The following is a 14,243-nucleotide window of genomic DNA, read 5'->3' on the forward strand; positions in this document are numbered from 1 at the left end:
GCAGGACACATGATCCGAGCCCCCTCTTCTCTGCCGGACAGGGAGGGCCCGAGGGCCCTTCCTGTCCGGTTGCAATCTTGGGAGTGGGTATGGCGCAGCTGTTGTTCTCGACGCCTGCATTCCGGCCCGACGGATCATCGGTGGAGAATGTCCCGATGCTGCTCGACGCCCGGATGCGGCTCGTCGAACCGGCCTGCGCATGGCTGATGCACGTTGCTTTGGTGCGCGGCAGGACCCGCAGCCCGCAGACCTGGCGAACCTACGCTGAAGCTCTCTACGACTGGTGGCAGACGCTAGAGGCCAATGGCTGGGCCTGGGACGAGGTCGGTCCTGGCGAACTGGCCGCCTATCGCGATCAGATGCTCCGGCCCCGTGGCGACAGCGGCAGACCGCTGGCACGCAGTACAATCAACGGGCGGCTCAGGACCATAGGGCGTTTCTACCGCTGGAGCGTGGCGACCGGACTGATGAAGCAGGTCCCGTTCGCAAGCCAGGAAATCGCGTTGTCGCGCAGTCGCCCGCAGGCGTTCCTGGCCCATGTCGATGCCACCGGCGGTCGAATCCGGGCCAACGAGCTTACCGTGCGGCATATGCCGATGTTGCCGCGCCCGCTCGCGCCGGAAGCGATCCGGCGCATCATGGCCGCAATGCCGGCACGCGACAGACTGATCGTTGAATGGGCAGTGACTACGGGAATCCGTCGGATGGAAGTGGCGGGCCTGACCGTGCGTCATCTGAAAGGGGCCGGCAGTGAACCGATGGTGCCAGTGCAGATCGACGAAACCAAGGGTGGGCGGTCGCGAATAATATATCCACCGGCCCCGCTGGTCGATCGTACCCGTGCCTATGTGCGGGAAGAGCGGGCGGTCCTCGTCCGTCGTGCGGCGACAAAACGGGCAGATCGCGATCCCGAGGCTCTGTTCCTGACTTGTCGGGGGCAGCCCATGAAACCGCGCAGGGTTGGCGCGATGTTCACGGCTGCCGCCGAGGCAGCGGGTGTGACGGCGACGTTCCATGCGCTGCGACATACCTTCGCCGCCGCCATGCTGCGGTTCCTGCAACGCGAAGCCCGGGCCAATCCCGAACTCAATCCCTTGCTCGCGTTGCAGGTGCTGCTCGGCCACGCCGATCTGGCAACCACCGCGGTATACCTGCGCGTTGTCGAAACCGACCTCTCGGCAATCGAGACCTCGGTCGACGATCTCTATGCGGCGCTGCTGTAATGCCGCGTCGGCAAAAGGACTACCGGGTCGAGCCATCGCCGAAGCCGCTGATCGGCAATCCGGGCGCATTGCTGGTCAATGTCGTAGATGCCGACGGCCAGCTCGAATGCGCGTTCGACTTCTCGATCTTCGATCGGCCGACGATGGCTGCCGAGTGGGCGCTCGCGTTCCGGCATCACTATGCTGCCAAACAACCGGCCAACAGAGGCTCAGCGTTCCGTACTTTGAAGTTCTGGTTTGCGTTCCTTGCCGAATACGATTCCGCCATCTTAGCCACGCGCGACGTCGATAGCGGCATTCTCAATGCGTTTATCGTTTGGCTCGGCACGAGGCCCTGGAGCAAGGGGTCACGGTATACTGTCTGGTCGATCATCAAGCAGCACATGGCCTGGCTCAAGCGCAACCGGCCCGACCTGGTTCACCCCGAACTCGAAATCCCGTTCAATCCGTTCCCCCGCAAGAATGCGGAAGCGCGCCAGCGTGAGGCACTGAGCCGCGATGAAATGGAACGCGTGCTCACGGCGGCCCATCGGGACATCGAAACAGCCTGGGCACTGTTCGAGGAAGGCCGCGCTGCGCTGGCTCGGGTCGATCGCAAGGCCATTGTCTCCGAACCCGACCTCGCCAAGCTCGATCTCGACGATATCGGGGTCATGCTCGCGGTGATCGACGGTCGGTTCGGCGGCGTGCCACCCAAAGTCGGCGACATGTTGAGAAAGGGCGCGGGCCTCTCGCATCTCCACTTCGCCATGATCCGCCATGGTGGCATGGGCGAAATCGCGGGGCGGCTGTTTGCGCTGCCGGATACGATCGTTGCCTATATGATCGCCATCGGCGCGCAAACCTTTGCAAATGCCGAGGCCCTCAGGCTGATGCGGCGCGACTGCCTGAGCGAGCATCTGCTGCTCGAAGGCAGGGTTCTGGTCAGTTGGCGCAAGGGGCGCGCGGGACGTGAACAGCGCCGCAGCTTCCTGCGCGACAAAAGCTCCTCGGTGCCCGTGCTGATCGATCAGGTTCTGGCTATGACCGAAAGGCTGGTGTCGCATACGCCACGCCGCGACCAGAGTTATCTCTTCCTCACCGGGATGATACACGGGTCTCGCAGAGTCGGTGTGATCCCCGGCTATCTGGCCACGAAACTTACCCGGCGGTTTGTGGAGCGCCATGGCCTGCTGGGCGACGATGGCAAGCCGCTCAAACTGACGCTGGCGGCGCTGCGCGCATCGGGGCTCACACTAGCGCACGAGCGGCTCGGGCATGATATCCTGAAGACGCAAGTGCTGGCCAACCATGCTACTCCAGACACGACACAGCGCTATGTGGACCGGCCCCGCGTCCGAAAGGCGCAAGCGCTGGCAATCGGCAGGTTGCAAGCCCGGTTTGTGGAAATGGTCCGGGGCGATGTCGAGTCCCCGCCCGGGACGGAGGTGCTTCCCGATCTGCGCCACGCGACCGCAGGCGGATTTATCTGTAGCGATCCCCTTGCCGGCGCTGCCGAGGGACAGCGCAAGGGCGAGCTGTGTACGGCCTGGCTCGGATGCTTCACCTGCCCCAATGCCGTGATCCCGCTCAACGAGGACGTGCTGGTTCGCCTGCTGGCGACGCGGGCAGCGCTCACCGACGCGCGTGCCGCCATGGCTCCCGAACGCTGGCGGCTGCTTTATGCACCCAAGCTGGAAATCCTCGAGCGCGATATCCTGCCCCGGTTCTGCGAGGCGATGCTCGAAGCAGTTTCGAGGATGTCACTGCCACAGCTGCCGCCAGTCGAATGAACCAGCACCCCCACCCACTCACGCAGTCGTCGCCATCCTGGGAGGATGCGCGGCTTTCCCCGTGGAGCCGGTTCGGCGACGATGAATGGCGGCTCGATATCCGCACTGCGGGTCGCCGCGCGGATCAGAAGCGGTTCAGTTGGGCGTTGGCCATGCCGGAGCACACGCGCATCGGGAACAGTGATCATGCTCAGCTTGTCCGCGCCGCCAAGCACTTCCTCTGGTCGATGCACTATCATCCTCCATCAGGGCGCAAACGCTCGTCTCCGGCGTCGATCCATCACAAAGCAATGTTGCTGCGCGCGCTGCTGGAATGGATGGCATGCGAAGGACACTCGCGCTTTGCCGGGATCGATCCAGCTTCGGTCGAACAACTTTGCAAATGGTTGCGCAGTCGTCCTGCACGCGCCGGCGGAGGCAAAGGCAATATCTCAACTGCCACAATCACGAACTATCTGCTCGTGATCAAAGACCTTTATCGTCAGCGGGAAAAGCTGAACGATGCGCCACTGGTCGATCCGCTGCCGCTGGAAACGACCTATGAGGCCGCCGGCCACACCAGGGCGACCAAGGGCGTCATACCGTTCATCCCCGAAGACGTGGCCGTTGCAATCCTGAGCGAAGCCCTGCGGTGGGTCGAGGAGCATGGCGATACGATCGTCGCAGCCGAAACGATCCGCCGCGAAGCGCGAGCGCAGGGTCTGCGGCGCGGCAAGCGCCAGGCATCTGATCATGTTAGAGCGGCGCTGAGGCTCGCATCGCTGGCCGGACCATCGGGCGAACGGTTCGATGGCGCCTATGCAGTTCGGCACGCCGCCGTCCACCTCGTCGAGGCGTGCTATATCTTGATCGCGGGCTTCGTCGGGATGCGGTCCAGCGAAATCCTGTCAATGAAAACAGGGGCAATCGAGCATCACCCGATCGGCGAAACCGGCGTTAATCAGGCATATGTCGTGTCCCGGCTGTTCAAGACTGTCGATGATCTCGATGGCCGTAGGGAGCGCTGGGTTGCCCCGGCACCGGTCGTGCGCGCGGTGGAGCTGCTCGAGCAGCTGAGCGCGCCGCTGCGCGAAGCCTCGGGCCGCGACGATCTGTTCCTGGTGAAGAACACGCAGTATGGCCAAATCGTGCCGGTGACGCACATGCATATCGCCTGGCGCATCAATGACTTTGCGCGGCATGTCGGCATCCCCGATCATGATGGGAAACCCTGGAGGTTCAGCACGCACCAGTTCCGTAAGACCTTTGCCCGGTTTATTGCCAGGCGCGACCGTACCCAGCTTCTGGGCCTGGCCGAGCACTTCAAGCATGCTTCCGTTGCCATGACCGCGCGGGGCTACGTCGGCAACGACTTCGACCTGCATGGCCTCATCGACCACGAAGCCCGCGCCGAAACCGCAGCCGCCCTCGATCGCCTGCTCGCCGCGAAACGGCTCGGCGGCAAGATGGGCGAACGTATCGTCGCCGGAAACGCCCGGTTCCGCGGCCGCGCGGGAGAACAGGTACGCCGAGACTATGTTGCGTTTATCCTCAAGGAGACTGATCTTCGCATCCATGCCTGCGACTATGGCTGGTGCGTGTTCCAGCAGGAGACCTCCCGCTGCGGCGGCGAACTGCAACCGAATGAGGTCGGACGAGCGCCGGCGGTCTGCCTCTCATGCGCCAACATGGTGATCGAAGCGAAGCACGGAGCCTACTGGCGGGATCGCCGGAGACGCAATGCTGCGCTGTTGCCGGAGGCCAATCCGATGACGGCGGCCGTGCTCAATGAGGCGATCGGACAATGCGAGCGGGTGCTCACGCAAATCGGAGATGACGATGGGCAAGGATGATCAGGGGCAGCGCTGGCAATCCGCGGCAAGGAGCTACCGGGCGGCGCTGGCGAGGCTGGTGCGCGGCGAAGGGCGCCACGCCGACCATGCGGGACGCGTGAAGATCACGCCGACTTCGGTCGCGCGCGAAGCGGGACGCAGTCGCAATCCGCTCTATACGAGCCATCGGGACATCCTCGACGAGATCGAAGCTGCGGCAGGACCAGGCACGCCCGCACGCGACCTGGCAGCGCGCATCGCCACGCTCGAGACCGAGCTGACGCACCTCAGGGCCGATGCCCGGCGTCACGCCGAGGAGCGGCGCGAACTCGCCAGCGAGAACCTGACGCTGTTGCACCGCGCCCGAAGCGCAGAGGATCGGCTCACGGCGCTCCTGCGGCGAATGCCTGAGGCATCCACCGCAGGTGCCATCATGCAGCCACGCTGAGTTGTTCGGGCTGCTGCGTATGCATCCAGTCAGCTGCCGCCTGCGCTTTGCTCGCCAGCGTGAAAATCGCGCGAGCGTCGGCCTTGAGCACGCGTAGCCAGGACGCGATGTACGCCGCATGGTCCGGCCGTGGATGGTGCGCGATACCGAGATCTGCCATGACCAAGGCGGCTCCCAGATCTGCGATGGCCTCCTCCGCTGCATATCTGTCCGATCCGAACCTGCCGGACAGATCACGGTCGCAGCGGGACGCCGCTCCTGTGGCATGCAGACCTTCATGGAAAAGCGTGCCATAATAAGCGGCAGGCTCCCTGAACTGTGCGAAGGGTGGCATTTGCACGCGATCTTCCGAAGGAATATAGTACGCCTCGTTGCCGCCATGCCGGCACTCAATGCCAAGGTTGCCCCAAAAGATATCGGCGTTCCGCATCCGCGCATCGTCGGACAGGAGATCGATGGTTGGTGGAGCATAACCCTCTACCTGCGCCTCGTTGAAAACGCTGTACCCCCGCGCAAACATGCGAGCGCGGCCACGCCCCTCCTGCTCGGAATCCCGGTCATCGGCATCCTCGCCGCGATCGTTGACCTTCCAGAAGACAATCGTGGTGGCCTGCTCGCCCTTGCGAACCTGGGCTCCCAGCGCTTGCCACTGACGATAGCTGGCCCAGCGTCCGGAACTGTAGCCTGCAGCCTGCGCCGCGATCCACAAGCTGAGAATGTTGGATCCCCGGTAAGCCTTGCCGGTGCCGGCGTTGATGGGGCGCGAGGTCGCTGATCCATCGTGATGCCACGGCATTGTCCACGAGCCCGCCCCTGCCTCGATGGCGGCAACGATCTCGTTGGTGACGCGCGTGTATATATCGGTGCGTTCTTTGCTGCGCATGATCAGGACTCCCGTCCTGAAATCGCACAGCAGGCCGTACGATGGTTGGGAAACAGCAGCGCGCAAAGGCCATCGACTGTCCTCGAAATGAGGACACTTGCGATGTTACATACCTCGTGCAGAAGAGTGGCCATGTGTGCCGACGCATCCCGAAACTGGGAGAAGTGCGGCATGAAGATGTGATCGAGATCGATCCGGTAATGCGCATCGTAAGCGCCTTCGGTAACCGGAACGTTCAGGGCTGCCACGAAAGCCTCGGCATGTGCGAGCCGCTCGCTTTCGGGCAAGACCGCGACCGGGAGGGGCTCATAGCCCTCGACCTGTGCGAGGTTGAACACTGTGAAGGCCCGGGCGAACATGCAGGCAGGGCCGGCTTGGTCGTCGCCATGATCGTCACTGGCAGGTGAGGCCACCTGCTTCCAGAGCACGACAGTCGTTCCGCGCTCTCCCTTGCGAACTTGCGCGCCAAGCGCTGCCCATTGACGATAGGTCCCCCAAAGACCGCTGGAGTAGCTGCTCGCCCTTGCGGCGATCCATAGCGCCAGCACGTTGACACCCCGATAACGGCGGCGTGAGGCAACGTTCTGCGCTCGGGCCGTGGCAGCGCCATCATGATGCCAAGGCATACGCCAATTGCCGGCGCCGGACTCGATGGCAGAAACAATTTCGTGGGTGATGCGCGAATAGACATCGGCTCGCGGCGTTGAAGGGTGGGTTCGGGACATGGCGGACCTTTCACGACGGGCAGACAGGAGCTCTCCTCCCCTCCTTCAGCCCGTGATCCCCACACCCGCTTTCTCTCCCTCCTGTCACACCAGCGAGAGCTGTGGCAGTCTCCTGTGCGGGCTGTTCCAGGGAAACGTTCGATGCTCGCAACCTGGCCCTGAGGCATCACCTGCTGCGGTTCTGCAAGGCCTCTTCTCGCGCAGCGTCAGCCGCGCCTCATCAGCCCCCGCATTGCCATGCCGGGCGATGCGGTTCAGCGATGCTGGCGTAAGGCAGCTGACCGACCGGACCCTGACGTCTTGGTTTCCCTCGCGTCGGGTTCCAGAAGCATGTCGAGGAACAACGGCAGTAGGCCAGATCAGGGCCTCCGTCGGCGAGCGGGCCGACAGGCAGTGTCCGCACAAGGCTGCCCGCTATCGTGCGGCAGGTGCGCAATGACGCGTGCCGCTTTGCGATTGTCAAGGTCGACAAGGGTCCCCGATCTGGGCGACTGCGCACCGAACCTCGATCTCTCGCCGGAATCCGGACCGGCTACTGCCGGCATAGCTCCGAAAGCTCCAATACCGGCTTGCGAGCCCTGTCGGGGCTGTCTTCGACAGCTGACGGGGCTTGGGCATCGTCCAGGCACTGGATGACCTTGCATGGCTGTTCGTTGTCCTGCGTCCCTTACTGCGCGATGCAGGGAACAGATTCATCGCCCGGGCCATCAGCTTGGACCGCCCGTCGATCCTGTGGCCGCGAGCGATCCCGAAGGGCCTGTCCGAGCATGCTCGGCCGACTGCCTCGAGGGGCCCTCGTGGTATCTCGGCTCGGCGGCAGAAGTCACGGAGCGCGCAGGCCAAGCCGGTCGTCGTCATCGACGAGCGTGACGCGCCCTTCCCACTCCCACAGGACGAGGTTGAGAGCGTCGGCGGGAGCGCCGCGGGCGTAGCTCGACACGACAATGCCGACATAGCCTTGCGCAATCGCGGCCTCGGCGAGGTCCTGCGTGGGCACGGGCTTTCCAGAGAGGATCCGGTCCCGCCAGCTTGGGCCGCCAAGCTCCGCCGGCGCCATGCCGAAGGGCTGGAGTACGGCTGTATCGCGGCCATCCAGCAAAGGCCCGATATCGGCCCGATAGGCTACCAGGGTGGTCGGCTGCAACGTGCCGACCTGATTGGCCTCACGCAGTGCCGTCTGAGGCGCAAGCGAAGTATAGAGCGCCGCGCGCCACATGCGATTGAACCGTCCGCCAAACCGGGCAGCCCCCTTCCCCCGAGAACGGTTCGCGGGACCAGACCGGATTGTGGGCGCGGTAGAGCAGCCCGGCGAAGTGCATGAGGCTAGGCGTGAATGCCGGCGTCGACAGCGTCGATATAGGCCAGCACGTCATCGGCCCGGTTGTTCTGCACGAGCTGCATTGCGGTCTGGCCCGAGAAGCCCGGCAGCGGCTCGGAGCGGTACCAGGCATAGGCCAGCAACGCGGACCCGAAGCGCGGCTCGACCTTGTTGAGCACTTCGACCATCTGGCGAAGGCGGCGCTGGGTGCGTGTCGACGCGATCCGGTCCTTGCGCTGGATCGCGTTCTTGCCGAGGCCCAGCGAGCGTGCCAGTTCGTCGCTGGTGGTGCGCAGCACATCGACGACCTTGCGCGGAGCGAACGCACCGTTGTCAGCGTAGTTCTGTATCGCCATTGCAATGCTCCGGAAATTTTGCCGCTATAAAGCGTCATTCCTCGCGGCATTCAATCCGAGGTGTGGTTGGAAGCGATGTGCGTCAAGGAGAGACAGCTTGCAGCTCGGTCGCGCCTGCAAGCGTTTACGAGGTCGGCATGCACAAGGGCTGAAGCTCGCCCCGGCCTTGCAGCAACATTTGCGATTTCGTCGGCATGAAGCCATGCGTGGCTGTCGGATATCTCGTGATCGCAAGTGATGTATCTCGCCAGACCGTAGATAGATCGCTCTGTTCGTAATGAACCGACGCTCCAGCCACCGCCAGCTGCTTGTGTCGGCGCGGAGACTGCCCCGCCCCTGCCCGCACTTCAGCCTCATCCTGGCAGTTCGAGATTGCAGACCTAGCATACAAGGTAACCCTGGAGGTCGCCTCAGGCGAGACCCGCGCACCTGGCCTGGTGTTCATGGTCATGGTGTCGTGTCCTGGAGGGACCGGCACGCTGCCCCAGAGCGACGGTGGGCGCTGGCCAGCGTGCCGACAAGGCTGGTTCAGGCGTCGACGGTCTCGCTGGTTGCGACGTCCTCCTCTTGGGCAGGTTCGTGCTCGACCGGTGCCTCCTCACAGGGCGCGCTCGCGGCGAGCACCCGGAAGCGCATGGCTTCGGGCACCCAGGCGAGTGCTGCTTCCCTGATCTCGGGGGCAACAATTGTTTCGCCTGAGAACAGCTTCTCGCAGCTGGCCGAGAGGTCGCTCTTCTTCGAGCCCATGAAGCTTGCTGCCATGGCCGGCCCGCCGACTTCGCGGACATGGCCGAGCAGGGTCTGCTTGGCTACCCGGTCGAAGTAGTTGGCCGAGGTCGGCCGCCAGTGGCTGGCGACCTTGATCCCCATCAGGGCGGCGAGATGGTCGTGAAGGTCGATCGGCTCAGGGCCGGGCTGGCCCGCCTTCTTGTCGATCCCCATGCTGGCCTCGAGCGTCTTGGCCATGCACAAGGCAAGCCAGCTTGCCTTGGCATCGTCGTCGAGCGCGCTGAACGCGGAGAACCGGTCGACCGTGCGGCAGTGCTCGGTCCAGGACAGGTCGAGCGTCTCGCGCATGTCGGCCATCAGCGTATGCGCCGGGCTTTCCGGGTAGTTGGCGAGGGTGAGCGAGGGCGACGGCGCGCGGAGCGTCGTGCCCAGGGCCTGCGCACTGTAGAGCGCACGGGAGTCGGCGATGGCGAAGATCAGGTAGTCGAGTGCGATCGCCGGGTTTGAGGCGAGGTTGATCGCGAGAATGTCGCGGCGCTGGACAGCGAGCTCTTCGACCAGCTTCTGCGACAACAGCTTGGGGGCCGTAGCGGCGCTACCGCCCTCCCCTGCTCCGCTGGCACCCTCGCTCGCGTTGGACCCACGTGCCTTACGGCGTTCGAGCGGCTTGTCGCTGTAGAGGCCGCTTGCAACCGCAGGCCGGCCATCGGCGCCGATGATCACGAAGCAGCCGACGTTGGCCTTCATTTCCTCCGGGATCACCGGGGGCTTGTCGTGGAGCGCATCGTAGGCGCTGCTTGCGGCATCCCAGCGCTCCTGGAACTCCGCGGCAGCGGCCTCGTCGTCTTCGTCGAGGGTTTCGCTTTCCGCTTCGAGCGCCGAGATCGTCTCGAGCAGTTTGTCGGCCTCGACCTGTTCCTCCTCGGTGAGCGGTGCCGGTTCGAGATGGACCTGGTGGAGGTTTTCGGTCGCGTTATAGGTGACACGGGTCTCGAGGATCGGGCGCACCCAGGCATAACCGGAGGCTTGGGCGATCTCGGCCGCAAAGGCCTGGAGCTTCTCGCCGGCAATACGCTGGGCAATGTCGGCATCGATCCAGGTCTCGCCGCCGTCCTCGGTGAACAGGTCGCGCTCGATCTTGCCACCGGCCGCGAGGTAGTCGGCCTCGCTCGCCAGCTTGGCCATCGGCGAGGATGAGCGGATCGCGCTGTGCGTGACCATGCGGCGGATCGAGTCCGGATTGTTGCCCTGCCAGGAGTTCGACAGCTCGTTCCAGACCATCATCTGGCGCTCGTGATTGGGCGTGGTCGCATAGGCCTTGGCGACGTCGAGGGTGATCTTGCCCTCTTCGAGCGCGGCGAAGATCGGATCGGCAAGGTCCGCAAGCCGCAGGCGGCCTTCGATGAACCGGCGGGTGCGGCCGAACCGCTTGGCGATCGCGTCGAGGTCCGCGCCTTCGCCCACGAAGTGCTTGTAGGCGCGAATCTCGTCGGTCGGCGTCATATCGAGGCGAATGACATTCTCGATCAGCGAGAGTTCGGACTGCTCGGCGGCATCGATGTCGAGCACCCGGCAGGCGATGGGGTGGTCCTTGGGGAGCTTGCCGGCCGTCAGAAGGAAGTTGAGGGCGCGCAGGCGGCGACCGCCTGCGGTCACGTCGAAAAGCCCTCGCTTCTTGGCGGGCACGACGATCAGGTTCTGGAGGAGGCCTTTGGCCTCGATATTGGCGGCCAATTCCTCGATGAAGAGGTTGCTGTCTTGTCTGCGGACGTTGGCTTCGGACAAGCGCAGCTTGCCGAGCGGGATCAACTCGATATCGTTCATGGGGGTGCTCCTGAAAGCCGGATTTGGCCGAGCTCTTCGGCTCACCCCTTCCAGCCCCCCTCCCCTCACGATTTCAGGAATGCCCGATTTCGCGGGAAAGACTGCGCGTCCCAAGGTGGCTCGCTCGATGCCGTGAGGCATAGATTTTAGATTTATGCCTCACGGCCCGGATCGTCCGCGGAACCCAGATTGCACAACTTGGTTGCGTTTATTGCGAATATGCGCTAGGGAATATCGCCATCAGCGGAGAGACACGATGACACTGCCAGCCAATGCCTTGCCCTTCGGCAACAGGCTGCCCTCTGCCGACGATCGCCAGATCGCCAACCAGCTTCGGCGCATCCTTGCCTCGCAGAAGGCCGGCGAGGCCAAGTTGCGCGTTCCCGATCCAAAGACCAGGAAACCGGTCGAGATCACGCTGACACCAGCGATGTCGGACCTGTTCCTCGAGTTGTTGCGTCACATCGGGAGCGGGGATGCCGTCACGCTCGTGCCGATCCAGCAGATGTTGACGACGCAGCAGGCAGCAGATCTGCTTAACATGTCCCGTCCTTACCTGATCAGGTTGATCGAGAAGGGTGACATCCCGCACAGCATGGTAGGACGGCATCGGCGGCTCAAGGCCGAGGACGTGTTCGCGTACAAGGCGGAGCGCGATAAGATCCGTTCGAAGGCGATGGACGAACTGATTGCGGACGGCTCGGACCTGTATTGATCTGAACCTGCCATGTTCGCCAATCGCTACACCGCTCTGGTCGATGCCTGCACACTGGTCAGCGCGCCGCGTCGTGATCTGCTGCTCACTCTCGCCGAGGCAGAATTCTTTCGTGTGCGCTGGTCGCAACGTATCCTTGATGAGACTCGTGCGGCATTGGACAAGATCTTTGCCGAGCGAGGGTTCGCTGACGCACCGACAAGGGCCGCTCGATCCGTCGACGCCATACACCAGGCTTTTCCCGAGGCTCTCGTTGAGGCGCACGCTTCAGTTGCGGCCCTGAAATTCGGACTTCCCGACGCCAATGACGAGCATGTGCTGGCCGCTGCAGTCCAGACGCAGGCCCAGGCTGTCGTGACCGAAAACATCAGCGATTTCCCGGCAGCGATTCTCGCACCGCTCAACATCGAAACGCGAACCGCAGACGAGTTCATCGCGGACACCATCGCGCTCGACGAGGGCAAGGCGGTTGCCGCCATCCGGACGTTGCGCATTCGGTTGAAGCGGCCGGAAATGTCCGCTGAGGACTACCTGCGCTCCCTGGAGGCACATGGCCTGTTCGTCACCGCGTCGATCCTGAGCGGCCACGCCGAATCTATCTGACCTGCAGTGACGCAGGCCAACGACTAAGCGATGATCCTCCCAAGAATCTCGCTTGCTCCGTCCATCGGCACGAACACGCGGGTCTTGTAGGCTATGATTTCGGTGAAGCAGCCCTGAGACTTGAGCTCGGGAATGCGCGCAGCTTCGGCATCGACAATCTCGATCCTTCGGGAACCGTTCACGCGGGCTGTGCGGATCGTGAAGCCCAAGGGGTGCGGGGCCTTCCATGTGCCCCCGCCGAGAATGGCGGCAGCAATCTTGGCGGGATCGGTCTGCGCCTTGCGGGCAACCCCGAGTTTCTCGAGGGTAGCATCGACGTAGAGGTCCTGAACATGCCGCCCAAGCCAGGAGGCGCCGGACTTGTCGACGATGCGATTGACTGTGAGATCCTCCTTGGGAAGCGCGCCCCAGATTGGCAGGAGTAGTCCCGTTGCGAGATAGACGGTCTCGGTCACAAGCTGGCTCTCGTCGGCGGCGTATTCTTCCTCCCATAGCGCACTGAACGTGGACTTGGTGAAGGGCTCCCAGGCGGACTCGTGGAGGCGGTCAGCGCGCAGGTACTCGCTGCGGAGCGGTCGCACGAGTTCGAAGCGGCGGATCATGTGGCCCTCCTCGTCCATGTGCGAGGGCGCCGCGATGCCGAGTGCGACTTTGCCCGACTTGTCATTGCGCAGGAACAGGGGCTCTTCCTCATGTGATGCCAATTTGAGCACGCGCTCGAGCGAGAGGACCTTGCGCCGCTGGGTCAGAGACAGTTCAAGGAGGTGCGAAGTCGCGCCGGTCACGGAATCGGTTCGGATCACCGTGTCCGACAGCACCTCGCAGGTTTCCACCGCTACGGTCTCGACGCCGATATCGAAGGTCCCGGCTTCCTTGGCGGCCGAGACGCAGGTTTCGACAAGGGTCAGGAACTCGTCGAAGATCGCGTTTTGTACGGCGATCTTCATCGCGAGGATGCGGTTGAGCCAGCGCTGAATCGGCGGCAGGTCCTCGCGCAGCACGCCGTCCTTGTCGGTGAGTTCGAGTCCGCTCATCTGCTGGAACTCGGACAAGGTGGTGCTTTTTAGCTTGGCCGTCGCCAGCAGGCCGTACCAGTCGTGGAGCGCATGCTTCGCATAAATGCTCTCGAGATTGTCGGACGCATCGAACATCCCCTGCCCACCGGTCTGCCGCTGGCCGCGGGTCAGCGCGCCCAAGGCATCGAGACGGCGCGCGATCGTGCTGGTGAACCGGGCCTCGCCCTTGCAGTCGGTGGTGACGGGGCGGAACAGCGGCGGGCAGGCCTGGTGCGTGCGGTGCGTGCGCCCCAGCCCCTGGATCGCCCGGTCGGCGCGCCATCCGGGCTCGAGCAGGAAATGGACCCGGCGCTGCTGGTTCCTGGCATCAAGACTCGCATGATAGCTGCGCCCCGTGCCGCCAGCATCGGAGAAGACGAGGATGCGCTTGGCCCCGGTCATGAACGCGGTGGTCTCGGCAAGGTTGGTCCGGGGTGAGCGGCTTTCGAGACGCTGCCGGCCCGATCCATCACGGACCAGGCGTTTGCTGCGCCCTGTCACCTCGGCGACTGCGGTCACGCCGTAGTGCTCGAGCAGCGCATCGAGCGCGGTCGGGATCGGCGGCATGGCGCAGATGTGCTCGATCAGGTCGGCGCGCGCGGCCTCGGCCTGCGGGTTGTGGACCGGATTGCCCTCCTCGTCCCACATCGGCCGCGAGCGTACATCGCCGAGCTCATCGGTGTATTCCTCCATTTGCCGGGTCGGGAAGGCCCGGGTGAGGTAATCCACGATCGCTTCTTTGCAGTCGCAGTTTATGTCGAGCGTGGCAGCGGGAGGCGCA

At 63.9% G+C, this 14,243-nt stretch carries 11 protein-coding genes and 1 pseudogene; 6 read left to right on the forward strand and 6 right to left on the reverse strand.

The window, feature by feature from the left end; all coding sequences use genetic code 11:
* Positions 1-89: 89 nt before the first annotated feature.
* From NJ75_RS21620 to NJ75_RS21635, 4 genes are read left to right on the forward strand one after another with little or no spacing between them, the layout of a single operon-like run.
* Positions 90-1,223: a tyrosine-type recombinase/integrase gene (locus NJ75_RS21620; protein WP_039338042.1), complete on the forward strand. Its 1,134-nt coding sequence runs from the start codon at positions 90-92 to the stop codon at positions 1,221-1,223.
* Positions 1,223-2,995: a site-specific integrase gene (locus NJ75_RS21625; RefSeq protein WP_039338044.1), complete on the forward strand. Its 1,773-nt coding sequence runs from the start codon at positions 1,223-1,225 to the stop codon at positions 2,993-2,995. The genes NJ75_RS21620 and NJ75_RS21625 overlap by 1 nt, the downstream gene beginning before the upstream one ends.
* Positions 2,992-4,827, forward strand: a complete 1,836-nt coding sequence (locus NJ75_RS24925) for a site-specific integrase (RefSeq protein WP_039338224.1) — start codon at positions 2,992-2,994, stop codon at positions 4,825-4,827. Before NJ75_RS21625 ends, NJ75_RS24925 begins: the two co-directional genes overlap by 4 nt.
* Entirely contained in the window at positions 4,814-5,254 is a 441-nt protein-coding gene (locus NJ75_RS21635; protein WP_039338226.1) for a hypothetical protein, read from the forward strand. The genes NJ75_RS24925 and NJ75_RS21635 overlap by 14 nt, the downstream gene beginning before the upstream one ends.
* On the opposite strand, the gene NJ75_RS21640 is transcribed toward NJ75_RS21635, so the two are convergent.
* The 5 genes from NJ75_RS21640 to NJ75_RS21660 form a co-directional block, all read right to left on the reverse strand.
* Entirely contained in the window at positions 5,238-6,137 is a 900-nt protein-coding gene (locus NJ75_RS21640; protein ID WP_039338227.1) for an ArdC family protein, read from the reverse strand. The genes NJ75_RS21635 and NJ75_RS21640 overlap by 17 nt on opposite strands.
* A gap of 2 nt (positions 6,138-6,139) precedes the next feature.
* On the reverse strand, positions 6,140-6,862 hold the full coding sequence (locus NJ75_RS21645; RefSeq protein ID WP_082013520.1) for an ArdC family protein: 723 nt from the start codon (positions 6,860-6,862) through the stop codon (positions 6,140-6,142).
* A gap of 823 nt (positions 6,863-7,685) precedes the next feature.
* Entirely contained in the window at positions 7,686-8,078 is a 393-nt protein-coding gene (locus NJ75_RS21650) for an RES family NAD+ phosphorylase (RefSeq protein WP_211257968.1), read from the reverse strand.
* A gap of 107 nt (positions 8,079-8,185) precedes the next feature.
* Complete coding sequence (locus NJ75_RS21655) at positions 8,186-8,536, reverse strand: antitoxin Xre/MbcA/ParS toxin-binding domain-containing protein (protein ID WP_039338229.1); 351 nt, start codon at positions 8,534-8,536, stop codon at positions 8,186-8,188.
* Between the two features lie 528 nt (positions 8,537-9,064).
* Positions 9,065-11,089: a ParB/RepB/Spo0J family partition protein gene (locus NJ75_RS21660; RefSeq protein ID WP_039338231.1), complete on the reverse strand. Its 2,025-nt coding sequence runs from the start codon at positions 11,087-11,089 to the stop codon at positions 9,065-9,067.
* A 256-nt stretch (positions 11,090-11,345) separates the two neighbouring features.
* Between NJ75_RS21660 and NJ75_RS21665 the strand changes: the two genes are divergently transcribed.
* Positions 11,346-11,804, forward strand: coding sequence for a helix-turn-helix domain-containing protein (locus NJ75_RS21665; RefSeq protein WP_039338233.1), 459 nt, complete (start codon positions 11,346-11,348; stop codon positions 11,802-11,804).
* Between the two features lie 12 nt (positions 11,805-11,816).
* The gene (locus NJ75_RS21670) at positions 11,817-12,407 is read left to right on the forward strand and encodes a PIN domain-containing protein (protein ID WP_039338235.1); all 591 of its coding nucleotides are present in this window, start codon (positions 11,817-11,819) and stop codon (positions 12,405-12,407) included.
* 23 nt (positions 12,408-12,430) lie between these two features.
* Here the strand turns inward: NJ75_RS21670 and NJ75_RS21675 are convergent.
* Positions 12,431-14,203: pseudogene (locus NJ75_RS21675) on the reverse strand (strawberry notch C-terminal domain-containing protein); the annotation flags it as partial.
* Positions 14,204-14,243 lie beyond the last annotated feature (40 nt).

Source organism: Novosphingobium subterraneum (assembly GCF_000807925.1).
Lineage (GTDB): Bacteria > Pseudomonadota > Alphaproteobacteria > Sphingomonadales > Sphingomonadaceae > Novosphingobium > Novosphingobium subterraneum.

What these genes read in the sequence shown, in the direction of transcription:
- NJ75_RS21660 (WP_039338231.1), bottom strand. Translation starts at nt 11,089, where the DNA reads ATGAACGATATCGAGTTGATCCCGCTCGGCAAGCTGCGCTTGTCCGAA.
- NJ75_RS21640 (WP_039338227.1), bottom strand. Translation starts at nt 6,137, where the DNA reads ATGCGCAGCAAAGAACGCACCGATATATACACGCGCGTCACCAACGAG.
- NJ75_RS21655 (WP_039338229.1), bottom strand. Translation starts at nt 8,536, where the DNA reads ATGGCGATACAGAACTACGCTGACAACGGTGCGTTCGCTCCGCGCAAG.
- NJ75_RS21635 (WP_039338226.1), top strand. Translation starts at nt 4,814, where the DNA reads ATGGGCAAGGATGATCAGGGGCAGCGCTGGCAATCCGCGGCAAGGAGC.
- NJ75_RS21670 (WP_039338235.1), top strand. Translation starts at nt 11,817, where the DNA reads ATGTTCGCCAATCGCTACACCGCTCTGGTCGATGCCTGCACACTGGTC.
- NJ75_RS21665 (WP_039338233.1), top strand. Translation starts at nt 11,346, where the DNA reads ATGACACTGCCAGCCAATGCCTTGCCCTTCGGCAACAGGCTGCCCTCT.
- NJ75_RS21620 (WP_039338042.1), top strand. Translation starts at nt 90, where the DNA reads ATGGCGCAGCTGTTGTTCTCGACGCCTGCATTCCGGCCCGACGGATCA.
- NJ75_RS21625 (WP_039338044.1), top strand. Translation starts at nt 1,223, where the DNA reads ATGCCGCGTCGGCAAAAGGACTACCGGGTCGAGCCATCGCCGAAGCCG.
- NJ75_RS24925 (WP_039338224.1), top strand. Translation starts at nt 2,992, where the DNA reads ATGAACCAGCACCCCCACCCACTCACGCAGTCGTCGCCATCCTGGGAG.
- NJ75_RS21650 (WP_211257968.1), bottom strand. Translation starts at nt 8,078, where the DNA reads ATGTGGCGCGCGGCGCTCTATACTTCGCTTGCGCCTCAGACGGCACTG.
- NJ75_RS21645 (WP_082013520.1), bottom strand. Translation starts at nt 6,862, where the DNA reads ATGTCCCGAACCCACCCTTCAACGCCGCGAGCCGATGTCTATTCGCGC.